18 protein-coding genes and 1 pseudogene are annotated in these 23047 nt (G+C 64.3%); 7 read left to right on the top strand and 12 right to left on the bottom strand.

All coding sequences use genetic code 11. From position 1 onward, the window contains the following. Nucleotides 1–119 precede the first annotated feature (119 nt). Complete coding sequence (tauD, locus tag ACYUME_RS01455) at nt 120–953, top strand: taurine dioxygenase (RefSeq protein WP_460417879.1); 834 nt, start codon at nt 120–122, stop codon at nt 951–953. A gap of 106 nt (nt 954–1059) precedes the next feature. On the opposite strand, the gene betT is transcribed toward tauD, so the two are convergent. Both betT and epsC read right to left on the bottom strand, forming a co-directional pair. Next, nucleotides 1060–3021, bottom strand: coding sequence for a choline transporter BetT (betT, locus tag ACYUME_RS01450; RefSeq protein WP_460419261.1), 1962 nt, complete (start codon nt 3019–3021; stop codon nt 1060–1062). A 318-nt stretch (nt 3022–3339) separates the two neighbouring features. After that, complete coding sequence (gene epsC / locus ACYUME_RS01445; RefSeq protein ID WP_279882789.1) at nt 3340–4272, bottom strand: serine O-acetyltransferase EpsC; 933 nt, start codon at nt 4270–4272, stop codon at nt 3340–3342. A gap of 361 nt (nt 4273–4633) precedes the next feature. Here epsC and tcyJ point away from each other — a divergent pair, with 361 nt between their 5' ends. From tcyJ to tcyN, 3 genes are read left to right on the top strand one after another with little or no spacing between them, the layout of a single operon-like run. Beyond that, nucleotides 4634–5440 carry a cystine ABC transporter substrate-binding protein gene (gene tcyJ, locus ACYUME_RS01440; protein ID WP_279882787.1) on the top strand — a complete coding sequence of 269 codons (807 nt, stop codon included), beginning with the start codon at nt 4634–4636 and terminating at the stop codon, nt 5438–5440. Next, complete coding sequence (gene tcyL / locus ACYUME_RS01435) at nt 5437–6105, top strand: cystine ABC transporter permease (RefSeq protein ID WP_110735554.1); 669 nt, start codon at nt 5437–5439, stop codon at nt 6103–6105. Before tcyJ ends, tcyL begins: the two co-directional genes overlap by 4 nt. Nucleotide 6106: 1 nt before the next feature. Then, nucleotides 6107–6868 (top strand): L-cystine ABC transporter ATP-binding protein TcyN, encoded by a 762-nt coding sequence (gene tcyN, locus ACYUME_RS01430; RefSeq protein ID WP_279882784.1) that lies wholly within the window; start codon nt 6107–6109, stop codon nt 6866–6868. Nucleotides 6869–6884: 16 nt separating this feature from the next. On the opposite strand, the gene ACYUME_RS01425 is transcribed toward tcyN, so the two are convergent. From ACYUME_RS01425 to trxA, 5 genes are all read right to left on the bottom strand, one after another. Continuing rightward, nucleotides 6885–7535 (bottom strand): gamma-glutamylcyclotransferase, encoded by a 651-nt coding sequence (locus ACYUME_RS01425; RefSeq protein WP_279882782.1) that lies wholly within the window; start codon nt 7533–7535, stop codon nt 6885–6887. Nucleotides 7536–7832: 297 nt separating this feature from the next. Next, nucleotides 7833–8801 (bottom strand): CDP-6-deoxy-delta-3,4-glucoseen reductase, encoded by a 969-nt coding sequence (locus ACYUME_RS01420; RefSeq protein ID WP_460417875.1) that lies wholly within the window; start codon nt 8799–8801, stop codon nt 7833–7835. Continuing rightward, nucleotides 8801–10267, bottom strand: coding sequence for a 4-hydroxy-3-polyprenylbenzoate decarboxylase (gene ubiD, locus ACYUME_RS01415; protein WP_186660587.1), 1467 nt, complete (start codon nt 10265–10267; stop codon nt 8801–8803). Before ubiD ends, ACYUME_RS01420 begins: the two co-directional genes overlap by 1 nt. Before the next feature lie 206 nt (nt 10268–10473). Further along, entirely contained in the window at nt 10474–11733 is a 1260-nt protein-coding gene (gene rho, locus ACYUME_RS01410) for a transcription termination factor Rho (protein ID WP_011536308.1), read from the bottom strand. A 309-nt stretch (nt 11734–12042) separates the two neighbouring features. Next, complete coding sequence (gene trxA / locus ACYUME_RS01405) at nt 12043–12372, bottom strand: thioredoxin TrxA (protein ID WP_279882778.1); 330 nt, start codon at nt 12370–12372, stop codon at nt 12043–12045. A gap of 244 nt (nt 12373–12616) precedes the next feature. Here trxA and ppx point away from each other — a divergent pair, with 244 nt between their 5' ends. After that, nucleotides 12617–14119 (top strand): exopolyphosphatase, encoded by a 1503-nt coding sequence (gene ppx / locus ACYUME_RS01400; RefSeq protein ID WP_279882823.1) that lies wholly within the window; start codon nt 12617–12619, stop codon nt 14117–14119. Between the two features lie 123 nt (nt 14120–14242). Here the strand turns inward: ppx and ppk1 are convergent, their stop codons facing one another. Continuing rightward, entirely contained in the window at nt 14243–16474 is a 2232-nt protein-coding gene (gene ppk1 / locus ACYUME_RS01395; protein WP_279882776.1) for a polyphosphate kinase 1, read from the bottom strand. Nucleotides 16475–16493: 19 nt separating this feature from the next. Next, the gene (gene hemB / locus ACYUME_RS01390; RefSeq protein WP_279882774.1) at nt 16494–17504 is read right to left on the bottom strand and encodes a porphobilinogen synthase; all 1011 of its coding nucleotides are present in this window, start codon (nt 17502–17504) and stop codon (nt 16494–16496) included. A gap of 208 nt (nt 17505–17712) precedes the next feature. Here hemB and ACYUME_RS01385 point away from each other — a divergent pair, with 208 nt between their 5' ends. Continuing rightward, complete coding sequence (locus ACYUME_RS01385) at nt 17713–18357, top strand: DedA family protein (RefSeq protein WP_279882772.1); 645 nt, start codon at nt 17713–17715, stop codon at nt 18355–18357. Nucleotides 18358–18906: 549 nt separating this feature from the next. On the opposite strand, the pseudogene ACYUME_RS01380 reads toward ACYUME_RS01385, so the two are convergent. Beyond that, nucleotides 18907–19485, bottom strand: a pseudogene (locus ACYUME_RS01380) (sterol desaturase family protein); the annotation flags it as partial. 113 nt (nt 19486–19598) lie between these two features. Between ACYUME_RS01380 and elbB the strand changes: the two are divergent. Further along, a complete protein-coding gene (elbB, locus tag ACYUME_RS01375; protein WP_460417869.1) occupies nt 19599–20267 on the top strand; it encodes an isoprenoid biosynthesis glyoxalase ElbB in 669 nt (222 codons plus the stop codon). Nucleotides 20268–20381: 114 nt separating this feature from the next. On the opposite strand, the gene ACYUME_RS01370 is transcribed toward elbB, so the two are convergent. Then, nucleotides 20382–20834 (bottom strand): YaiI/YqxD family protein, encoded by a 453-nt coding sequence (locus tag ACYUME_RS01370; protein ID WP_279809131.1) that lies wholly within the window; start codon nt 20832–20834, stop codon nt 20382–20384. Nucleotides 20835–21014: 180 nt separating this feature from the next. Continuing rightward, a complete protein-coding gene (locus ACYUME_RS01365) occupies nt 21015–22946 on the bottom strand; it encodes an FTR1 family protein (protein WP_460417867.1) in 1932 nt (643 codons plus the stop codon). Nucleotides 22947–23047 lie beyond the last annotated feature (101 nt).

The raw sequence follows: 23047 nt of genomic DNA, 5'->3' as shown, positions 1-23047 counted from the left end.
TCGCGGGTAAACCCGCTCCCACGATGGTCACCGCATTTCCCTGTGGGAGCGGGTTTACCCGCGAAGAAGCCCACGCGATTTTCGCCCCTTTGGCACACGAACACTCAAGCGAGACCGACATGAGCCTGACCGTTACCCCCTTGAGCCCGGCATTGGGCGCGCAGATCAGCGGCGTGGACATCAGCCGCGACATCACCCTCGAACAGCGTGACGCCATCGAGCAGGCGCTGCTCCAGCACCAGGTGCTGTTCTTCCGCGACCAGCCGATCACCCCCGAGCAGCAGGCCCGCTTCGCCGCCCGCTTCGGCGACCTGCATATCCACCCGATCTACCCCAACGTGCCGGAAACCCCGCAGGTGCTGATCCTCGACACCGCGGTCACCGATGTGCGCGACAACGCCGTCTGGCACACCGACGTGACCTTCCTGCCCACCCCGGCGCTGGGCGCGGTGCTCAGTGCCAAGCAGCTGCCGGCCTTTGGTGGCGACACCCTGTGGGCCAGCGGCATCGCCGCGTTCGAGGCGCTGTCGGCGCCGCTGCGCGAAATGCTCGATGGCCTGACCGCCACCCACGATTTCACCAAGTCGTTCCCGCTGGAGCGCTTCGGCACCACCGCCGACGACCTGGCGCGCTGGGAAGCGACCCGGCGCAACAACCCACCGCTGTCGCACCCGGTGGTGCGCACCCACCCGGTCAGCGGGCGCAAGGCGCTGTTCGTCAATGAAGGTTTCACCACGCGGATCAACGAGCTGAACGAGCAGGAAAGCGAAGCGCTGCTCAAGCTGCTGTTCGCCCATGCGACGCGGCCGGAGTTCAGCATTCGCTGGCGTTGGCAGGAAAATGACGTGGCGTTCTGGGACAACCGCGTGACCCAGCATTTCGCGGTGGATGACTACCGGCCGAACCGGCGGGTGATGCATCGGGCGACCATTCTGGGGGATGCGCCGTTCTGAAAGATGGGCTTTGCCAGCGCCATCGCATTCGCGGGTAAACCCGCTCCCACAGGGTCTGCGCAGTCCTTGTGGGAGCGGGTTTACCCGCGAACAGGCCGGAACAGGTCTACCTGACCAGATGCAGGTACTGCATGTGCCGCTCGTACTGGTCGAGGATGTCGTTGATGATCTGTTCCTTGCTGTAGCCCACCAGATCATAGTTCTGGCTGCCTTCGCTCAAGTGCACCTCGGCCCGGTAGTAACGGCGGTTCTTCAACTCTTGCGTCCCCAGCCCACCCAGCGCGAACGACGGCGTGAAGTAGCCACGCATCTGCACCTGGTAGATGAACGGCTGCTCCTCGCCATGGCCGATCTTCAGGCTGACGTTGTCGTGGCTCGGGTCGTCCTGGGTGATCAGCACCAGGCCTTTCTGCTCGAACACCTCGCGCACCTCGGCGATCGCCGGACGCACCACGTCGTCCATGAAGCGATACACCTCGTCCCGTGACGGGAAATGCACCGCCTGGCTCAGGCGCTGACGCCAGCCGCCACGACCGCGCCGAGTCTGCGCGAACGGCGCCAGCGAGTGCATCTGCGCGATCTGCCGCTGGCTTTCCAGGTAGAAGGCCTTGTGCAGCCCCCACATCATGCACAGCAGGATCAGCGAGAACGGCAGCGAGGTCAGCACCACCGCCGATTTCAGCGAGTCGATGCTGCCGGCGAACAGCAGGCCGATGGTGACCAGCGCGGTCATCGCGCCCCAGAAGATGCGCAGCCAGTTCGGGCCGTCCTCGTCGGCGCCGCCGCCCTTGGCCGACAGCGTCGACAGCACCACGGTGCCGGAGTCGGCCGAGGTGACGAAGAACACGAAGCTGATGAACACCGTCACGGCGATCACCGTCTTGCTCCACGGGTAGGTTTCCAGCAGCAAGTACAGGCTCATCGACGGGTCGTCGATGGCCGACTGGCCGAGGGCGGTCATGCCGTGATTGAGCACCTGGTCCAGCGCGCTGTTGCCGAAGATCGACATCCACGCCAGGGTGAAGCCCAGCGGGATCAGCAGCACGCCGAAGACGAACTCGCGAATGGTCCGGCCCCGGGAGATGCGGGCGATGAACAGCCCCACGAACGGCGCCCAGGCAATCCACCAGGCCCAGTAGAACACCGTCCAGCCACCCAGCCAGTCGCGGTTCTCGCCGTAGGCGTAGACATCGAAGCTCTTGCGCGGCAAGGCGCCGAGGTAATCGCCAAGGTTCTGGATCAAGGTGTTGAACAGATGCTGGGTAGGGCCGGCGAACAGCACGAACAGCAGCAATGCGCAGGCCAGGAACAGGTTGATGTCGCTCATCACCCGCACGCCCTTCTCCACCCCGGCGACAGCCACGGCCACCGCCGCGCCCATCATCAGGGTGATGAGGATCACCTGCACCCACTGGCTGTGGCTGATGCCGAACAGGTAGTCCAGGCCGGCGTTCAGGTGCAGCACACCGAAGCCCATGTCGGCACCCAGGCCGAACACCGTGGCGATGATGCCGAAGCCATCCACCGCGTAGCCGATCGGACCGTTGATGCGCTTGCCGATCAGTGGGTACAGCGCCGAACGCAGCGCCAGCGGCAGGTTGTGACGGTAGGCGAAGTAGGCCAGCGCCATGCCGACGAAGGCGAACACGCCCCAGCCGTGCAGGCCCCAGTGCAGGAACAGGACCTGCATCGCCTGGCGTCCGGCCTCGGCCGTGCCCGCCTCGCCTTGCGGCGGCTGGAGCATGTGGGTCAGCGGCTCGGAGACGCAGAAGAAGAACAGGGTGATGCTGATGCCGGCGGCGAACAGCATGCCGGCCCAGGACAGGTAGCTGAACTCGGGTTCGTCGTGGTCGGCACCGAGCTTGATCTTGCCGTAGCCGGACAAGGCGGTGACCACCACGAAGACCAGGTACAGGGTCATGGCCAGCATGTAGTACCAGCCGACCGTGTTGGCCGCCCAGTTCTGCGCCGCCAGCAACCATTCACCCGCCGCTTGTGGGAAGGCGATGACCACCAGGCCGAAAAGGAGGATGAAACTTGCCGCGAAGTAGAACACGGGGGGGTTCATGCGGATCTTGCCATTGGCAAGGTCGGGGGTCGGTGCACTCATCGAACGGGCACCTCGTCGAAGGACGTGAGGTTCGGATTGAACGGGTTCAGCAAAGGCGATTCCTCCTTTTGAACACCGGCAATGGACCAGCGTTTTTCGTTGAACAAGCGTTCAAGTTAAACATGGATCGGCTTTCAATGCGACCCGATGCCGCTGGGCGGGGCATCGGCGGCGGCCCCTTCGCGGGTAAACCCGCTCCCACAGGATCGCGCTGTCAGTCAGTTCAGCGCGATCCTGTGGGAGCGGGTTTACCCGCGAAAAAAGCCGGGGCAGAGCTCAGCTCTTGTCCTGGCAATCCAGTTGCAGGTTGGCCTGGGTAATGTTGCTGTCCGCCGGCACGCTGCGAGTCAGCCACACGTTGCCGCCGATGGTCGAACCCTTGCCGATGGTGATCCGCCCCAGGATGGTCGCACCGGCATAGATCACCACGTCGTCCTCGACGATCGGATGGCGTGCCAGGCCCTTGTGCAGGGTGCCCGACTCGTCGCTGGGGAAGCGCTTGGCGCCCAGCGTCACAGCCTGGTAGATGCGTACCCGCTCGCCGATGATCGCTGTCTCGCCGATCACCACGCCGGTGCCATGGTCGATGAAGAAGCTCGGGCCGATCTGCGCGCCGGGGTGGATGTCGATGCCGGTGGCCGAGTGCGCCAGCTCCGAACTGATACGCGCCAGCAGCGGCAGGCCGGCCCGGTACAGATGATGGGCCAGGCGGTGGTGGATGATCGCCAGGATGCCGGGGTAGCACAGCAGCACCTCGTCGACGCTGCGCGCCGCCGGGTCGCCGTGGTAGGCGGCGAGCACGTCGGTGTCCAGCAGCACGCGCAGGGCCGGCAGGGCCGCGGCGAAGTCCTGGATCAGGCGCAGGGCGTGGCCATCGACGTCGCTGACCTCGGTCTTGCCGTGGCGCGCCGCGTAGCGCAGCTCCAGGCGGGCCTGGGCCAGCAGCGCGGTGAGCGCGGCGTCGAGGGTGTGGCCGACATAGAAGTCTTCGCTCTCTTCACGCAGGTCCACCGGGCCCAGGCGCATGGGGAACAGCGCGCCGCACAGCTGCTCGAGAATCTGCCGCAGCGCCTCGCGCGACGGCAGCTCGCGCCCACCCTGCTCGCCGCTGCTGCGGCCATTGCTGCTGCGCCATTGTTCACGGGCGCTGCGCAGGCCGCTGACGATGCCCTGCAGTTGCCAGTGCCCGGTTGATGGTTGTTCGCTCACGGTGTTTCTCCTGCCAGGCGGCTTTCTCGATATGTACACGTTCCCTGTAGGAGCGGCCTTGTGTCGCGAAAGGGCCGCGCAGCGGCCCTGGGATCTTCGCGCAGAAGCATCTATCGCCGGGGCCGCTGCGCGCCCCTTTCGCGACACAAGGCCGCTCCTACAGGGAGGGTGTAAGCCACGATACGTCAAATCTGCCTCTTGGAAAAAACAACGCTTTATTCCATCCTGAGCTAAGTCGGGCATAAGCCCATGAAAAATGAAAAACAGGAATAACAACCTGATTTTTTATTATTTCCCGACCTATAAAGCCCACCTCTATAGTCGCCACCTCACTACTTCCACAACAAGCGCGGGGCATGCCATGACCAAATTCGCCAAACCCCTTATCAACGCCAGCCTGGCGCTCCTGCTCGGTGCCGGCCTGCTCGGCCAGGCCTTCGCCGGCGAGCAGCTGAAAACCATCCAGGAGAAGGGCGTGATCAACGTCGGCCTGGAAGGCACCTACCCGCCATTCAGCTTCCAGGACGAGAACGGCAAGCTGACCGGCTTCGAGGTCGAGCTGTCGGAGTTGCTGGCCAAGGAGCTGGGGGTCAAGGCCAAGGTCCAGCCGACCAAGTGGGACGGTATCCTCGCCGCCCTGGAGTCCAAGCGCCTGGACGTGGTGATCAACCAGGTGACCATCTCCGACGAGCGCAAGAAGAAGTATGACTTCTCCGAGCCCTATACCGTTTCCGGCATCCAGGCCCTGGTGCTCAAGGGCAGCGACAACGAGAAGAACATCAAGACTGCCGCCGACCTCGGTGGCAAGAAGGTCGGCGTCGGCCTGGGCACCAACTACGAGCAATGGGTGAAACAGGACGTGCCGACAGCCGATGTCCGCACCTACGAAGACGACCCGACCAAGTTCGCCGACCTGCGCAACGGCCGTATCGACGCCATCCTGATCGACCGCTTGGCCGCGCTCGAGTACGTGCAGAAAACCGCCAAGGACAAGAAGCCGACCGCGCTGGCCGGCGAGAAATTCTCCAAGCTGGAATCGGGCGTGGCCCTGCGCAAGGGCGAGCCTGAACTGCTCGACGCGCTGAACAAGGCCATCGACAAGCTCAAGGCCGATGGCACGCTGGCCAAGCTGTCCGAGAAATACTTCGGTGCCGATGTCACCAAATGATCGCTGAAAGCCTGCAACTCGTTGTCGATTCCGCGCCCTTCCTGCTAAAGGGCGCGGGTTATACCGTGCTGCTCAGCGTCGGCGGCATGTTCTTCGGCCTGGTGCTGGGCTTCGCCCTGGCGCTGATGCGCCTGTCGAAGATCCTGCCGCTGGACTGGATCGCCCGCATCTACGTGTCGTTCTTCCGCGGCACGCCGCTGCTGGTGCAGCTGTTCGTGATCTATTTCGGCCTGCCGCAGATCGGCATCGAGCTCGATCCGATCCCGGCGTCGCTGATCGGCCTGTCGCTGAACATGGCGGCGTACATCTGCGAAATCCTCCGGGCGGCGATCTCGTCGATCGACCGTGGCCAGTGGGAAGCGGCGGCCAGCATCGGCATGACCCGTACCCAGGCCATGCGCCGAGCGATCCTGCCACAGGCGCTGCGCACCGCGCTGCCGCCGCTGGGCAACAGCTTCATCTCGCTGGTCAAGGACACAGCCCTGGCGGCGACCATCCAGGTGCCCGAGCTGTTCCGCCAGGCCCAGCTCATCACCGCGCGGACCTTCGAGGTCTTCACCATGTACCTGGCTGTCGCGGTGGTCTACTGGATCCTCTGCAGCATCCTCGCGCACTTCCAGAACCGCATGGAAGCGCGGGTCAACCAGCACGACCAGGAGCATTGAGATGATCGTCGTAGAAGGCCTGACCAAACGGTTCAAGGGCCATACCGTGCTCAACGGCATCGACCTGACCGTGCAGCCCGGCGAAGTGGTGGCCATCATCGGCCCGAGCGGCTCGGGCAAGACCACCTTCCTGCGCTGCCTGAACCTGCTGGAAACGCCCGACGCCGGGCGCATCCAGATCGGCGACATCAGCATCGACGCCAACCGCCCCCTGGGCGGTCAGCAGAGTGCGATCCGCCGCTTGCGCCAGCAGGCCGGGTTCGTGTTCCAGAATTTCAACCTGTTCCCCCATCGCACCGCCCTGGAGAACGTCATCGAAGGGCCGGTGATCGTCAAGAAGACGCCCCGGGACAAGGCCATCGAGCTGGGCAAGCGCCTGCTGGCCAAGGTCGGCCTGGCGGGCAAGGAAGACGCCTACCCACGGCGCCTGTCCGGTGGCCAGCAGCAGCGGGTGGCGATCGCCCGCGCCCTGGCCATGGAGCCTGAGGTGATTCTGTTCGACGAGCCCACTTCGGCGCTCGACCCCGAACTGGTGGGTGAAGTGCTGGAGACCATCCGCGGCCTGGCCGAGGAAAAGCGCACGATGATCATCGTCACCCACGAAATGAGCTTCGCCCGCGACGTGGCCAACCGAGTGATCTTCTTCGACAAGGGTGTGATCGTCGAACAGGGCGAGGCCAAGGCGCTGTTCGCCAACCCGAGGGAAGAGCGCACCCGCCAGTTCCTGCGCAAGTTCCTTGGCACCGCCGCCGCCCAGGAGTGAGCCGGTTGCGCGAGGTTCACACCTCGCGCAAGTTGTGGCAGCGCCGAAAGCGCGCCTCCAGGCTGCGATCCGGCATCTGGTGGCTGCGCAGGGCATTGAGGGTCTGTTCCACGTACTCGCGCGTCGTGCCGTAGCGCCCTTTGGCGCTGGCGAGGATCTGGCTGAGCAAGGTGTCCGGCAGGTTGCCGGCATAGCACGGCAGGTGCCGCTCCAACACGAAGCCCAAGGCCTGCACCTTGCTGCCGTCGCTCAGGCGACAGCTCAGCCAGTGCGGACGGTAGGCTGGGTATGGCATCTCGCGTTGCCACAGGGCCATCAGTGAGTCGTCCAGGTTGCTTTCATCGAGGCGGTAGGCGAACCCACTGCAGGAACCACCGCGGTCCAGGCCGAATACCAGCCCCGGGCACTCCGGGGTACCGCGGTGTTCGTGGGACCACAGGTACAGGCCACGGTGATAGCCATGTACCCGGGCCCTTTGGCGTTCGACCGAGCTGCATTCAGGGCGCCAGATCAGCGAGCCGTAGGCGAACAACCAGACCGGGCCACCCTCGTGCTGGGACATGGTCTCGCGCATCGAGCGCTGCAATTGTTCGGGGGTGAGTTGTTGACCGAAGTCGAGCGACGGCGGATAGGAGACTTGCCAGGATGAACTTTCAAGTGTCGACATGGGCTGCCGCCAATATGTCCTGTGGACTACGAAGTTACGCGTTGCACTGCTGTTACTGCAGAGGCTTGGCTGTCGCTTTCGCGGGTAACCCCGCTCCCACAGAGCCTGTGGGAGCGGGGTTACCCGCGAAGGCCCTGGCGCCTAACGTAAGGGAGAACGCACTTCTGGCTCAAGCCCGAACAGATAATTTCATGCAATCTTCCGCCGAACGGGAAGTAATGTTTCGAGTATAGCGAAAGTTATTAACCCTATCGGCAACAATGCACGCCATATAATCAACAGGAAAAACTTCGGTTATTAACCCCGCGGCGCGTATGCAAAGACATCGGCGCGCATGCGGTGGGCATCCATGCCGGCCTCGACCAACGCATCAAGGGTGGCATAGACCATGTTCGGCGAGCCGCTGGCGTAGACGTGCACCTGGTTCAGGTCGCTGATGTCCTCGCACACCGCCTCGTGCAACAGGCCACAGCGCCCTTCCCAGCCGCAGAGGTCGCTGACCACCTTGTGCAGGAACAGGTTGGGCAGGCGCTCCCACTCGTCCCAGTGCTCGATCTCATAGAAATCCTCGGGCCGGCGCACCCCCCAATACAGGTGCACCGGATGCTTGAAGCCCTGCGCACGGCAGTGTTCGAGCAAGCTGTGCATCTGGCCCATGCCGGTGCCAGCGGCGATCAGCACCAGCGGGCCGTCGGGCAGCTCCGCCAGGTGAGCGTCGCCGAATGGCAGCTCGATGCGCGCCAGGCCATTGCGCTGCAGCTGCTGGATCAGCTGCACGGCGCTGCTTTCCCGGGCCAGCACATGCAGCTCCAAGTCACGACCACCGTGGGGCGCCGAGGCGAGGGAGAAGGCCGCCTTGTCCATGCCCTCGCGCTCGATCATCAGGTACTGCCCCGCGTGGTAGCGCGGCGGCTTGCCGGCTGGCGCGCGCAGGCGCACGCGCCAGACGTCGCCACCGACCTCGACGCATTCGCTCACGGTACAGGCCAGCTTGCGCACCGGCAGCTCGCCCAGGGCCAGCACACCATCCCACAGCAACACGCAGTCCTCCAGCGGCTCGGCGATGCAGGTGAACAGTTCACCGTGATCGCGGACTTGGCCTTCCTGGCGAACACTGCCTTCCACCAGCAGCGCGGCACACACATGGCAGTTGCCGTTGCGGCAGCTGCTTGGGCAGTCGTAGCCCAGGCGCCGCGCCGCATCCAGAATCCTTTCACCCGGTTCGACCGCCAGTACCGCCCCGGAAGGCTGCAAGGTTACCTGCATCAATCTATTCCCAACTGGTCCCACAACTCATCGATACGGCGGGTGACGGCCTCGTCCTTGACGATGACCCGGCCCCATTCGCGTGTAGTCTCGCCTGGCCACTTGTGGGTGGCGTCCAGGCCCATCTTCGACCCCAGGCCCGACACCGGCGACGCGAAGTCGAGGTAGTCGATCGGGGTGTTGTCGATCATCACCGTATCACGCTTGGGGTCCATGCGCGTGGTGATGGCCCAGATCACATCGTTCCAGTCACGGGCGTTGATGTCGTCGTCGGTAACGATAACGAACTTGGTGTACATGAACTGTCGCAGGAACGACCACACACCCAGCATGACGCGCTTGGCGTGGCCTGGGTACTGCTTCTTCATGGTCACCACCGCCATGCGGTACGAGCAGCCCTCGGGCGGCAGGTAGAAGTCGGTGATCTCGGGGAACTGCTTCTGCAGGATCGGCACGAACACTTCGTTCAGCGCCACGCCGAGGATCGCGGGTTCATCCGGTGGTCGACCGGTGTAGGTGCTGTGGTAGATCGGTTTCTGCCGGTGGGTGATGCGCTCGACGGTGAATACCGGGAAGCTGTCCACCTCGTTGTAGTAACCCGTGTGGTCGCCGTAAGGGCCTTCCGGGGCCATCTCGCCGGGGTGGATCACGCCTTCGAGGATGATCTCGGCGGTAGCCGGCACCTGCAGGTCGTTGCCACGGCATTTGACCAGTTCGGTACGGTTGCCGCGCAACAGACCGGCGAAAGCGTATTCGGACAAGGTGTCTGGAACCGGCGTAACCGCGCCGAGAATGGTCGCGGGGTCCGCACCGAGGGCAACGGCCACGGGGAATGGCTGGCCTGGGTGCTTTTCACACCATTCGCGGTAGTCCAGCGCCCCACCGCGATGGCTCAGCCAGCGCATGATCACCTTGTTGCGGCCGATCACCTGCTGGCGGTAGATACCCAGGTTCTGGCGGTCCTTGTTCGGCCCGCGAGTCACGGTCAGGCCCCAGGTGATCAGCGGCGCCACGTCGCCCGGCCAACAGTGCTGGATCGGCAACTGGCCCAGGTCGACGTCGTCGCCTTCGACCACGATTTCCTGGCACACCGCGTCCTTGACCACCTTCGGCGCCATGGACACGACCTTCTTGAAGATCGGCAGTTTCGACCAGGCGTCCTTCAGGCCCTTCGGCGGCTCAGGCTCCTTGAGGAACGCCAGCAGCTTGCCGATCTCGCGCAGTTCCTCGGTCGATTCGGCGCCCATGCCCATGGCCACGCGCTCGGGGGTGCCGAACAGGTTGCCCAGCACCGGGATGTCGAAGCCGGTGGGCTTTTCGAACAGCAACGCCGGGCCCTTGGCGCGCAGGGTGCGGTCGCAGACTTCGGTCATTTCCAGGACAGGGGAGATGGGAACCTGGATGCGCTTGAGTTCACCGCGCTGTTCCAGGCCACGGATGAAGTCGCGCAAATCGCGATACTGCATGCAAGGGCCTCATGTTGGGCGTATCGGTCGGGGGTGCAGAGTGTAGCGCCGTTCACGCCTGGTTTGGGGGCAAAAATGAAAAGGGGCCGCTTCGCGACCCATCGCGACACAAGGCCGCTCCTACAGGGGGATGGATAATCCTGTAGGAGCGGCCTTGTGTCGCGATGGGCTGCGCAGCAGCCCCATTCGGTTCCAGTCTGAAACGCTTACTTGCGCTTCATCGACAGGAAGAACTCATCGTTGGTCTTGGTCTGCTTGAGCTTGTCGACCAGGAACTCGATGGCGGCGATCTCGTCCATCGGGTGCAGCAGCTTGCGCAGGATCCACATGCGCTGCAGTTCGTCGTCGGCGGTCAGCAGCTCTTCGCGGCGAGTACCGGACTTGTTGATGTTGATGGCCGGGAACACGCGCTTCTCGGCGATGCGACGGTCCAGCGGCAGCTCCATGTTGCCGGTACCCTTGAACTCTTCGTAGATCACTTCGTCCATCTTCGAGCCGGTCTCGACCAGCGCGGTGGCGATGATGGTCAGCGAACCGCCTTCCTCGATGTTACGCGCGGCACCGAAGAAACGCTTCGGCTTCTCCAGGGCGTGGGCGTCGACACCACCGGTCAGCACCTTGCCGGAGCTCGGGATCACGGTGTTGTAGGCACGGGCCAGACGGGTAATCGAGTCGAGCAGGATGACCACGTCCTTCTTGTGCTCGACCAGGCGCTTGGCCTTCTCGATGACCATCTCGGCAACCTGCACGTGGCGGGTCGGCGGCTCGTCGAAGGTCGAGGCGACCACTTCGCCGCGCACGGTGCGCTGCATCTCGGTCACTTCTTCCGGGCGCTCGTCGATCAGCAGGACGATCAGGTGGCACTCGGGGTTGTTACGGGTGATGTTGGCCGCGATGTTCTGCAGCATGATGGTCTTGCCCGCTTTCGGCGGGGCGACGATCAGGCCGCGCTGGCCTTTGCCGATCGGGGCGCACAGGTCGATGACACGACCGGTGAGGTCTTCGGTGGAACCGTTGCCGGCTTCCATCTTCAGGCGCTTGTTGGGGAACAGCGGCGTCAGGTTTTCGAAGAGAATCTTGTTCTTCGCGTTTTCCGGACGGTCGAAGTTGATGGTATCGACCTTCAGCAGGGCGAAGTAACGCTCGCCTTCCTTCGGTGGACGGATCTTGCCGACGATGGTGTCGCCGGTGCGCAGGTTGAAGCGACGGATCTGGCTGGGCGAAACGTAGATGTCGTCAGGGCCGGCCAGGTAAGAGGCATCCGCCGAACGCAGGAAACCGAAACCATCCTGGAGAATCTCCAGCACGCCGTCACCCGAGATCTCTTCGCCGCTTTTCGCATGCTTTTTCAGCAGGGCGAAAATCACGTCCTGTTTGCGCGAACGGGCCATGTTTTCGATGCCCATCTGTTCGGCCATTTCCAAAAGATCGGTAATCGGCTTTTGCTTGAGTTCTGTCAGGTTCATAAGGGGAGTGACGTAATCATGTAAGGAAGGGAGAAATTAAGCGTTGGCTTAATGAGGCCGCGCCGCAAGATGGCGACAGGATCGCGTACTGATTCGAATTAGGGATGCTTCGGCGACGGCGTGCAGAGGGCACTGGAGAAGCAGTGCGAGGCCGAATGTAACACTTGCTTTTTTCGACGTCTAGTGGTTTTGGCCACCGTTTTCCGGGGCCATCCGTCTGGATGGGCACGATAGCGGGGCTCGCCGGCCCTCACGGAAAATACCTACGACAGATAAAGAAAAGCCCCGCATCTGCGGGGCTTCATCAAATCACAGGCTGGCGTCGAGGAACGCCTTGAGCTGCGACTTGGACAGTGCGCCGACCTTGGTGGCCTCGACGTTGCCGTTCTTGAACAGCATCAGGGTCGGGATACCACGCACGCCGTGCTTGGCCGGGGTTTCCTGGTTTTCGTCGATGTTCAGCTTGGCGATGGTCACCTTGCCTTGGTATTCAGCGGCGATGTCGTCCAGTACCGGCGCGATCATCTTGCATGGGCCGCACCATTCAGCCCAGTAGTCGACCAGCACCGCGCCTTCGGCCTTCAGTACGTCGGCTTCGAAGCTGGCGTCGGTGACATGTTTGATAAGATCGCTGCTCATGGATATCTCCAGGTCGTAAGCACAAAAAAACGTTGCCCATCATAGCCGCACCCAGGCGCGACAGGAAGCCACGGACGATTGAGTGTAACTATAGTTGTGCAAGACACCGCGAATCGAAACCGTCATGTCGCGGTCATAACATTGCTATGACATTGCCATGCATCAAGCCGCGCAGTGCCGCGCGTTGGCGTATGGCCGCGATCGTGGCACGATTGCCGGGTTAACGACCGAGAACCTCCAGATCATGCCGCATACCACCGCGAAGAACCTGTCTCTGATCGCCGCCATCGACCTAGGCTCCAACAGCTTCCACATGGTCGTGGCCAAGGCCCATCATACGGAAATCCGCATTCTTGAAAGGCTTGGCGAGAAGGTTCAGCTGGCTGCCGGCATAGACGACGAACGCAAGCTCAGCGAAGAAGCCATTCAGCGCGGGCTCGAATGCCTCAAGCGCTTCGCCCAGCTGATCAACGGCATGCCGCAGGGCTCGGTGCGCATCGTCGGCACCAACGCCCTGCGCGAGGCCCGCAACCGCAACGAGTTCATCCAGCGCGCCGAGGCCATTCTCGGCCACCCGGTGGAGGTCATCTCCGGCCGTGAAGAGGCGCGCCTGATCTACCTGGGCGTGTCCCACACCCTGGCCGACACCCCCGGCAAGCGCCTGGTCGCCGACATCGGTGGTGGCAGCACCGAGTTCATCATCGGCCAGCGCTTCGAGCCGCTGCTGCGCGAAAGCCTGCAAATGGGCTGCGTCAGCTTCACCCAGCGCTACTTCCGCGACGGCAAGATCACCCCGGCGCGCTACGCCCAGGCCTACACCGCCGCGCGCCTGGAACTGATGAGCATCGAGAACGCCCTGCACCGCCTGACCTGGGACGAGGCCATCGGTTCGTCCGGGACCATCCGCGCCATCGGTGCGGCGATCAAGTCTGGCGGGCTGGGCAATGGCGAGGTCAACGCCGAGGGCCTGGCGTGGGTCAAGCGCAAGCTGTTCAAGCTCGGGGACACCGACAAGATCGACTTCGAAGGGGTCAAGCCCGATCGCCGGACCATCTTCCCGGCGGGCCTGGCCATCCTCGAGGCGATCTTCGACGCGCTGGAGTTGCAGCGCATGGAGCATTGCGACGGCGCCCTGCGCGAGGGCGTGCTGTTCGACCTGCTGGGTCGCCACCACCATGAAGACGTGCGCGAACGCACCCTCAACTCGCTGATGGAGCGTTACCACGTCGACCAGGGCCAGGCAGCGCGCGTGGAGCGCAAGGCCTTGCATGCCTTCGACCAAGTAGCCAAGGCATGGGGCCTGGAAGAGGGAAACTGGCGCGATCTGCTGGGCTGGGCGGCGAAAATCCATGAAATCGGCCTGGATATCGCTCACTACCATTATCACAAGCACGGCGCCTACCTGATCGAGCACTCCGACCTGTCCGGCTTCTCTCGCGAAGATCAGCAGATGATGGCGCTGCTGGTGCGCGGCCATCGCCGCAACATCCCCAAGGACAAGTTCAACGAACTCGGCGATGAAGGCATCAAGCTGCTGCGCCTGTGCGTGCTGCTGCGCTTCGCCATCCTGTTCCACCACATCCGTGGCACCCAGCAGATGCCGAAAGTGGTGCTGCAGGCGGGCGACAACAGCCTGGAGGTCGTATTCCCCGAAGGCTGGCTGGAACAGAACCAGCTGACCCAGGCCGACTTCGCCAACGAGGCGGAGTGGCTGGCGCGGGTTGGGTTTGTGCTGAGCGTGCGCTAAAGACCAAAGGGGGGCGCTTTGCGCCCCTTTCGCGACACAAGGCCGCTCCTACAGGGAATCGCGATCGCCTGTAGGAGCGGCCTTGTGTCGCGAAAGGGCCGCAAAGCGGCCCCCATGTCGGTACTAGCGAACGTTCAGCACCGGATTGCTCAGCCGCTCAAGCAGCGTCGCCTGGGCACTGCGCGGGTTCTGGTTGCCGGTCGGCGTGCTGCGCACGTAGCGCCCGTCCGGCTGCAGGGTCCAGGCCTGGGTGTTGTCGGTCAGGTACAGCTCCAGCTCCTTCTTCACCCGCAGCAGCAGCTTCTTGCCCTCCACCGGGAAGCAGGTCTCGACGCGCTTGTCGAGGTTGCGCTCCATCCAGTCGGCGCTGGACAGGTAGATCTGCTCCTCGCCGCCATTGAGGAAGTAGAACACCCGGGTGTGCTCGAGGAAGCGACCGATGATCGAGCGCACGTGGATGTTGTGCGACACCCCCGCAATGCCCGGGCGCAGGCAGCACATGCCGCGCACCACCAGGTCGATGCGCACGCCCGACTGGCTGGCCTTGTACAGCGCCTTGATGATCTTGGCGTCGGTCAGCGAGTTGAACTTGGCGATGATGTGCGCCGGCTTGCCTTCCAGGGCGAACTGGGTCTCCCGGGCGATCATGTCGAGCATGCCTTTCTTCAGGGTGAAGGGCGCGTGCAGCAGCTTCTTCATGCGCAGGGTCTTGCCCATGCCGATCAGCTGGCTGAACAGCTTGCCGACGTCCTCGGTGAGGGCGTCGTCGGAGGTCAGCAGGCTGTAGTCGGTGTAGAGGCGGGCGTTGCCGGCGTGGTAGTTGCCGGTGCCCAGGTGCGCGTAGCGGACGATCTCGCCCTGCTCGCGACGCAGGATCAGCATCATCTTGGCGTGGGTCTTGAAGCCCACCACGCCGTAGATCACCACCGCGCCGGCAGCCTGCAGGCGGCTGGCCATCTGCAGGTTGGACTCTTCGTCGAAGCGCGCGCGCAGCTCGATCACCGCGGTGACCTCCTTGCCGTTACGCGCCGCGTCCACCAGGGCGTCGACGATCTCCGAGTTGGCCCCGGAGCGGTACAGGGTCTGGCGCACGGCGAGCACGTGCGGGTCCTTGGCGGCCTGGCGCAGCAGGTCGATCACCGGGGTGAACGACTCGAACGGGTGCATCAGCAGCACATCCTGCTTGCCGATCACGCTGAAGATGTTGTCGGCGTTCTGCAGCAGCTTGGGGATCGCCGGGGTGAACGGTGTGTACTGCAGCTCCGGGTGGCTGTCGAGGCCGGTGATGCTGAACAGGCGGGTCAGGTTGACCGGGCCGTTGACCTGGTACAGCTCGCTCTCGCTCAGGCTGAACTGCTTGAGCAGGTAGTCCGACAGATGTTTCGGGCAGGTGTCGGCCACCTCGAGGCGCACGGCATCGCCATAGCGCCGCGAGAACAGTTCACCCCGCAGGGCGCGGGCAAGGTCGTCGACTTCCTCGGAGTCCAGCGCCAGGTCGGCGTTGCGGGTCAGGCGGAACTGATAGCAGCCTTTGACCTTCATGCCCTGGAACAGGTCATCGGCGTGGGCGTGGATCATCGACGACAGGAACACGTAGTTGTCGCCTGGGCCACCGACCTCCTCCGGCACACGGATCACCCGTGGCAGCAGGCGTGGCGCCGGGATGATCGCCAGGCCAGAGTCGCGGCCGAAGGCATCGACACCTTCGAGCTCGACGATGAAGTTGAGGCTCTTGTTCACCAGCAGCGGGAACGGGTGAGTCGGGTCGAGGCCGATCGGGGTGATGATCGGGGCGATCTCGTCGCGGAAGAATCGACGCACCCAGGTCTTGAGCTTGGGCGTCCAGTAGCGACGGCGGATGAAGCGGATGGCGTGCTTCTCCAGCTCAGGCAGCAGCACGTCGTTGAGAATCGCGTACTGACGATCCACCTCGCTGTGCACCAGCTCGCTGATGCGCGCCAGCGCCTGGTGCGGCTGCAGACCGTCGGCGCCAGCCTGCTCACGGGCGAAATTGATCTGTTTCTTCAGGCCGGCCACGCGGATCTCGAAGAACTCGTCCAGGTTGCTGGAAAAGATCAGCAGGAACTTCAGGCGCTCGAGCAGCGGGTAGGACTCGTCCAGCGCCTGCTCCAGCACACGGATGTTGAACTGCAGCTGCGACAGCTCGCGATGAATGTACAGGCTGCTGTCGTCCAGGCTTGGCACGGCGATCGCCGGGGCCGGGGCCGGAGCGGGCGCGGCGGCTTCCGCCACCGGCTCGGGGGGCGCCGGCAGATCAGGCGGGGTCTGCAGCATCTCTTCGGGCACGGCCTGGACTTCCTTGATAGCGACAGGGTTGAGCTCTTCGTTGTTCATCTGACGTTCCTGGAGAGCGTTACTGCCCTCTCATCAATTGAGCGGCACGCACGGCGAAATAGGTCAGGATGCCATCGGCGCCTGCCCGTTTGAATGCGGTGAGGGATTCGAGGATCACGGCCTCGCCGAGCCAGCCGTTCTGGATCGCTGCCATGTGCATGGCGTACTCGCCGCTCACCTGGTAGGCGAAGGTCGGCACCTTGAACTCGGCCTTCACGCGGTGAACGATGTCCAGGTACGGCATGCCCGGCTTGACCATTACCATGTCGGCGCCTTCGGCCAGGTCCGTGGCCACTTCGTGCAGGGCCTCGTCGCTGTTGGCCGGGTCCATCTGGTAGGAAGCCTTGTTGGCCTTGCCCAGGTTCAGCGCCGAGCCGACCGCGTCGCGGAACGGACCGTAGTAGGCGCTGGCGTACTTGGCCGAGTAGGCCATGATGCGCACGTTGACGTAGCCGGCCTCTTCCAGGGCCTGACGGATCGCGCCGAGCCGGCCGTCCATCATGTCCGACGGGGCCACCACCTGGGCGCCGGCCTCGGCGTGGGACAGCGCCTGGCGTACCAGGGCTTCGACGGTGATGTCGTTCTGCACGTAGCCCTCTTCATCGAGGATGCCGTCCTGACCATGGGTGGTGAACGGATCCAGGGCCACGTCGGTGATCACCCCCAGCTCAGGGAAGCGGGCACGCAGGGCGCGGGTGGCGCGCTGGGCGATGCCGTCCGGGTTCCAGGCTTCGGCGCCGTCGAGGGATTTCTTCTCGGTTGGGGTCACCGGGAACAGCGCCAGCGCTGGAATACCCAACTCCACCCAGCCCTGTGCGGCCTCCAGCAGCAAGTCGATCGACAGGCGTTCGACACCTGGCATGGACGGCACTTCCTCGCGACGACCCTCGCCGTCCAGCACGAATACCGGAAGAATGAGGTCATCGACGGTCAGGGTGTTTTCGCGAACCAGGCGACGGGAAAATTCGTCCCGACGGTTGCGACGCAGACGAGTGGCAGGAAACAGACGATTGGCGGGGGTAAAGCTCACGGCAGACTCCTGAGCCCGCGCAGGCGGGCTAGCGCGACAGTTATAAGCGGCCATTATGACGCCTGTGTTACACCTAAGGGCAACCCTGCGACTTGTGGCCGCAGTCATTGTCCGTGCAGGGGATCTTCACGTCGAGACGCATTAGGACACTTTCCCGATCGCGCCCGAAGGGGTAGGCTGCGCGTTCATTTCGCCAGCACGCCTGAAAATGCTTCAACAATTCCTGAACGATTTCGGCTACTTTGCCCTTTTTCTCGGCACGTTCTTCGAAGGCGAGACCATCCTGGTACTCGCGGGGTTTCTTGCGTTTCGCGAATACATGGATATCAAGCTGGTGGTCCTGGTGGCCTTCTGCGGCAGCTATGCCGGTGACCAGCTGTGGTACTTCATGGGGCGCCGCCACGGGCGCAAGATCCTTGCCCGCAAGCCGCGCTGGCAGGCCATGGGCGACCGGGCGCTGGAACACATCCGCCGCCATCCGGACATCTGGGTGCTGAGCTTCCGCTTCGTCTACGGCCTGCGCACGGTGATGCCGGTGGCCATCGGCCTGTCGGGCTATCCGCCGCGCCGCTACCTGTTGCTCAACGGCATCGGCGCCGCGGTCTGGGCCCTGGCCCTGGGCCTGGCGGCCTACCACTTCGGCGCCATCCTCGAAGGCATGCTCGGCAGCATCAAGAAGTACGAGCTATGGGTGCTCGGCGGCCTGCTGGTGCTGGGCCTGCTGCTCTGGCTGCGCCGGCGCTTTCGCAACAGCCGCGCTGAGCGCCGCGCGGCGGCAGAGAGCCAGGCCACCGAGGCTGAGCAGGCTGTAGACCACGAGCAGCAGCCAGAACAACGGCGTGACCAACGCTAATCCGAACGCGCCGGCCAGGTAGAGAGCCGGCGCATTGAGCAGTAACCGCAGCTGTTCCAGCCGCCCCGCCCAGGGCCGGTTCTCCAGCATGGCACCGAGCACGAACAGGCCGAACGCCATCACCGCCCAGCCCAGCACCAGCGCCGTGGCCGGTACCCGCTCCGCCACCTCCATCAGATAACTGCCCAGCGCCACATAGACCGCGAACTGCGCCGTCACGTAGAGCTGCTGCGCGCCGCCCAGCGGGATGGCGAACTTGCGAAACGCACCCAGGTCCTGCTTGGGCTGTGGATAAGCCGCCGCCACGTCCGCCGGACGCCAGCCGGTGGGCATGAACCAGATGCGCAGCTTGTCCCACCAGCTGCCGGCGCGCCGGGCGTCATGCCAGAGCTGGGCGTAGAACTGCACGTTGGCCCACAACGGGTTCCAGCTGGCCAGGGGCGTGGTCACGCCGAAGATCACCGGCTCGCGTTCGTCCTCTTCCTGGAAGGTGCCGAACAGCCGGTCCCAGATTATGAACACGCCACCGTAGTTGCGATCCAAGTACAGAGGATTCTGCGCATGGTGGACACGATGGTTGGACGGCGTGATGAAGAGCCACTCGAGCCAGCCCAGCTTGGGCACATGGCGGGTGTGCACCCAGAACTGGTACAGCAGGTTCAGCGATGCCACGGTGATGAACACCAGCGGTGGCACGCCCAGCAGCGCCAGCGGCAGGTAGAAAATCCACGAGAAGATGAAGCCGCTGCTGGTCTGGCGCAGCGCGGTGGTGAGGTTGTACTCCTCGCTCTGGTGATGCACCGAATGCGCCGCCCACAGCACGTTGCGCTCGTGGCCCAGGCGGTGCAGCCAGTAATAGCAGAGGTCGTAGAGCACGAAGGCGACCAGCCACACCCACCAGGCGTCCGCCGGCAGCCGCAGCACGGCCAGGTGTTCCCAGGCCAGCGCGTAGGTCACCAGCCCCACGCCCTTGGTCAGCAGACCGGTGCTGGTGGACAGCGCGCCGGTGCTGAGGCTGTTGATCGAATCGGCGAGCTGATAGTTGCGCCGCCCGCGCACGCGGTCGGCGATCAGCTCCACCGCGATCAGCACGAAGAAGAACGGCACGGCCAGCAGAATCAGGTCCATGAACGGCCACCTCCAAGGTCATCCATGAAGATTAGGCCGCCCGGGAGGCAAATCCCATGGATACATCTGCCAAACTAGAGGACATTTAGCGCCTCGACACTGGAGTAATGAGCATGACGAAAAAAGTTGCGGTGATTCTGTCCGGTTGCGGCGTGTACGACGGCGCCGAAATCCACGAGAGCGTGATCACCCTGCTGCGCCTCGACCAGCGTGGCGCCCAGGTGCAGTGCTTCGCGCCGAACATCGCGCAGATGCACGTGATCGATCATCTGACCGGGGAAGAAATGCCCGAATCGCGCAATGTCCTGGTGGAGTCGGCGCGCATTGCCCGGGGCGAGGTCAAGGACATTCGTGAAGCCAAGGTCGAGGACTTCGACGCATTGATCGTTCCAGGCGGTTTCGGCGCGGCGAAGAACCTGTCCAACTTCGCCGTCGAAGGCGCCAACTGCACCGTGCAACCGGACGTGCTGGCCCTGGCCGAGGCATTCGCCGATGCCTGCAAGCCGGTCGGCCTGATCTGCATCTCGCCGGCCCTGGCGGCAAAGATCTATGGGCCGGGCGTGGTCTGCACCATCGGCAATGACGCTGGCACAGCGGCGGCGGTGGTCAAGATGGGCGGTACCCATGAAGAATGCGATGTGCATGACATCGTCGAGGACGTGCAGCGCAAGCTGGTGACGACCCCAGCGTACATGGAGGCCAAGTCCATCAGCGAAGCGGCGGGCGGTATCTACAAGCTGGTGGACCGGGTGCTGGAACTGACCCACGAGAACGACCAGTAGATCCCCGGGGGCGCTTTGCGCCCCTTTCGCGACACAAGGCCGCTCCTACAGAAATGCGCTGAACCTGTAGGAGCGGCCTTGTGTCGCGATGGCCTGCGCAGCAGGCCCGGGCAGCTACGCCTTCGACAAGCGGGTCAGGATCCGGTCCAGGGCATTGGCGAACGCCTGCTTCTCGCGCTCGCCATAGGGCGCCTGGCCACCGCCGACCTGGCCCTGCTCGCGCAGCTCGGTGAACAGGTTGCGCACCGCCAGGCGCTCGCCCATGTTGCGCTCGTCGAACTCACGCCCACGCGGATCCAGCGCCGCCACGCCCTTCTTGATCAGGCGGTCGGCCAGCGGCACGTCGCTGCAGATCACCAGCTCGCCCGGCACGGCGTTTTCCACCAGATAGTCGTCGGCTGCATCCATGCCACTGGGCACCACGATCAGCCGCACGCAGGCGAAGGCCGGCTTGATCTGTGGTTGGCCGGCGACCATCACCACCTCCAGCTTGCGCTTGAGGGCGAACTTGACGATCAGGTCCTTGGCCGCCTTGGGGCAGGCGTCGGCATCGATCCATATACGCATGGGGGGTTGTTTCCTGGGTTTGGCGGATGGCCATTGTCGCAGGTTCGGCCCTATCGCGGGTAAATCGGGGCGCCGAACCGCCGCTCCCACAGGGAGTTCACCATCGCAGAGGACAGCGCAGCTCCTGTGGGAGCGGCGGTTCGGCGCCCCGATTTACCCGCGAAGAAACCACCACCGATCTCAGCTGGCCGCGGCCCGGCGTTTCTCGGCCAGCCGGCTGCGCCCATAGAGGAGCACGATCGCCAGCAACGCCACCGCCTGCGCCCCCAGCGAATAGGCATCGGCATGGATCCCCAGCCAGTCGAACTCGAAGAACGCCACCGGCCGCGTGCCCAGCACACCGGCCTCCTGCAGCGCCTTGACGCCATGCCCGGCGAACACCACCGACAGCGCGCACAGCAGCGCCGCGTTGATGCTGAAGAACAGCGACAGCGGCAGCTTGGCCGAGCCGCGCAGGATCACCCAGGCCAGGCCCACCAGCAGCACCAGCGCCGTGGCGCCACCGGCCAGCACCGCCTGGTGCCCGGCCGGCCCTGCCTGCAGCCACAGGGTTTCGTAGAACAGGATCACCTCGAACAGCTCGCGGTACACCGAGAAGAACGCCAGCAAGGCAAAGCCGAAGCGCCCGCCGCCACTGACCAGGCTGCGCTTGATGTAGTCCTGCCAGGCGGCGGCGTGGCGCCGATCATGCATCCACACGCCCAGCCACAGCACCATCACCGCGGCGAACAGCGCCGTGCAGCCCTCCAGCAACTCGCGCTGGGCGCCGCCCACGTCGATCACATAGGCCGCCAGGGCCCAGGTGGCGAAACCGGCGACCAGCGCCAGGGCCCAGCCGATATTGACGCTGCGCACAGCCGACTGCTGGCCGGTATTGCGCAGGAAGGCGAGGATCGCCGCCAGCACCAGGATCGCTTCGAGCCCTTCGCGAAGCAGGATCAACAGGCCGGAGATGTAGCTCAGCGACCAGCTCAGGCCATCGCTGCCCAACAGCTTGGCGGCCCCCTCCAGATGCGCCTTGGCTTCGCCCAGGCGTTGTTCGGCCTGGGCCACCGGCAGGCCGTCCTGCAGCGACTGACGGTAGGCCATCAGCGATTTCTCGGTATCCTTGCGCGCCTGGGTGTCGATGTTGTCGAGGGAGCTCTCCACCAGCTCGAAGCCTTCCAGGTACGCCGCCACCGACAGGTCGTAGGCCTGGTCGTGGTCGCCGGCGCGATAGGCCGCCAGGCTCTTGTCCAGGGTGCTGGAGGTGTATTCGAGCAGTTGCGCCGGCCCGCGCTTGACCTGCGGCGGCTGGGCACGCTGGGCGCGGAACGCGGCCACGGCGCCAGGGCCTTCGCTGGCGGCGACTTCGGCCGGGGTCTGGCGGGCCAGGTCGGCGAGGTTCCAGGTCTTGTCGCCCTTGGCCGCCTGCGGATCGGCGGTGAAACTGGCGATGTACGCCGCCACGTCCCAGCGCTGGCGCTCGTCCAGCTGGTCGGCGAACGAGGGCATCTCGGTACCCTCGATGCCCAGGCCCAGGGTGTTGTACAGGTCGAACAGGCTCAGCTGGTCGAGGCGCTCGGCACTGCGCAGGTTGGCCGGTGCCGGCTCCAGGCCCACGCCGGCGGGGCCATCGCCCAGGCCGGTATCGCCGTGGCAGATCGAGCAGTTCTGCGCATAGAGCGACGCGCCCCGGGCCGGATCGGGGGTGATCACCGGCGCCTGACTGACCTCGTAGGCCACGGCCAGGCGCGCACCCAACTGGCGAGCCTGACGCGCGACACCGGCACCATCCTGGCGCTGGTCGATGGCCTGGCGAAGATCCTGCACGCCCTGCTCCAGCGCGCCACGCTCGGCGTTCTCCGGCAAGCCCTTGATCAGCTCGGCCAGCACACCGCTGAACTCCTGCTGTTCGCGGTATTCCCCGTCGTCCACCACCTTGCCGTCGTGCACGGTGGGCGGGTAGTCGGCACCGATGTAGTCCAGCAGGTGCAACGCCTTGGTCGCATCGGCGGGCGCCTCGGCCAACGTCAGGGAGCTGCACAGCGCCAGCACCGGACCAAGCACCAGGGCAAGCAGACGGGAACGGGAAATCATGGCCAGTCTCGACGGGAATACGAAAGAGAACATTGTTCACTTCCACTCTCCATCGCTCAAGGCTGGCGGGCAGATTTCATGAAAAATCCTGCAACGAAATTGACTGATAAAACGTATTGACCCGTCTTTTTCCG

The organism is Pseudomonas sp. microsymbiont 2, from assembly GCF_054788395.1.
This window is presented reverse-complemented; position numbering and strand designations above follow the sequence as displayed.

Coding starts and splice junctions, on each gene's coding strand:
- ACYUME_RS01370 (WP_279809131.1), bottom strand. CDS start 20,834: ATGCGTATATGGATCGATGCCGACGCCTGCCCCAAGGCGGCCAAGGAC.
- ppx (WP_279882823.1), top strand. CDS start 12,617: ATGCCGCATACCACCGCGAAGAACCTGTCTCTGATCGCCGCCATCGAC.
- ACYUME_RS01385 (WP_279882772.1), top strand. CDS start 17,713: ATGCTTCAACAATTCCTGAACGATTTCGGCTACTTTGCCCTTTTTCTC.
- rho (WP_011536308.1), bottom strand. CDS start 11,733: ATGAACCTGACAGAACTCAAGCAAAAGCCGATTACCGATCTTTTGGAA.
- trxA (WP_279882778.1), bottom strand. CDS start 12,372: ATGAGCAGCGATCTTATCAAACATGTCACCGACGCCAGCTTCGAAGCC.
- elbB (WP_460417869.1), top strand. CDS start 19,599: ATGACGAAAAAAGTTGCGGTGATTCTGTCCGGTTGCGGCGTGTACGAC.
- ubiD (WP_186660587.1), bottom strand. CDS start 10,267: ATGCAGTATCGCGATTTGCGCGACTTCATCCGTGGCCTGGAACAGCGC.
- ACYUME_RS01365 (WP_460417867.1), bottom strand. CDS start 22,946: ATGTTCTCTTTCGTATTCCCGTCGAGACTGGCCATGATTTCCCGTTCC.
- tcyN (WP_279882784.1), top strand. CDS start 6,107: ATGATCGTCGTAGAAGGCCTGACCAAACGGTTCAAGGGCCATACCGTG.
- ACYUME_RS01425 (WP_279882782.1), bottom strand. CDS start 7,535: ATGTCGACACTTGAAAGTTCATCCTGGCAAGTCTCCTATCCGCCGTCG.
- tcyJ (WP_279882787.1), top strand. CDS start 4,634: ATGACCAAATTCGCCAAACCCCTTATCAACGCCAGCCTGGCGCTCCTG.
- ACYUME_RS01420 (WP_460417875.1), bottom strand. CDS start 8,801: ATGCAGGTAACCTTGCAGCCTTCCGGGGCGGTACTGGCGGTCGAACCG.
- ppk1 (WP_279882776.1), bottom strand. CDS start 16,474: ATGAACAACGAAGAGCTCAACCCTGTCGCTATCAAGGAAGTCCAGGCC.
- betT (WP_460419261.1), bottom strand. CDS start 3,021: ATGAACCCCCCCGTGTTCTACTTCGCGGCAAGTTTCATCCTCCTTTTC.
- tauD (WP_460417879.1), top strand. CDS start 120: ATGAGCCTGACCGTTACCCCCTTGAGCCCGGCATTGGGCGCGCAGATC.
- tcyL (WP_110735554.1), top strand. CDS start 5,437: ATGATCGCTGAAAGCCTGCAACTCGTTGTCGATTCCGCGCCCTTCCTG.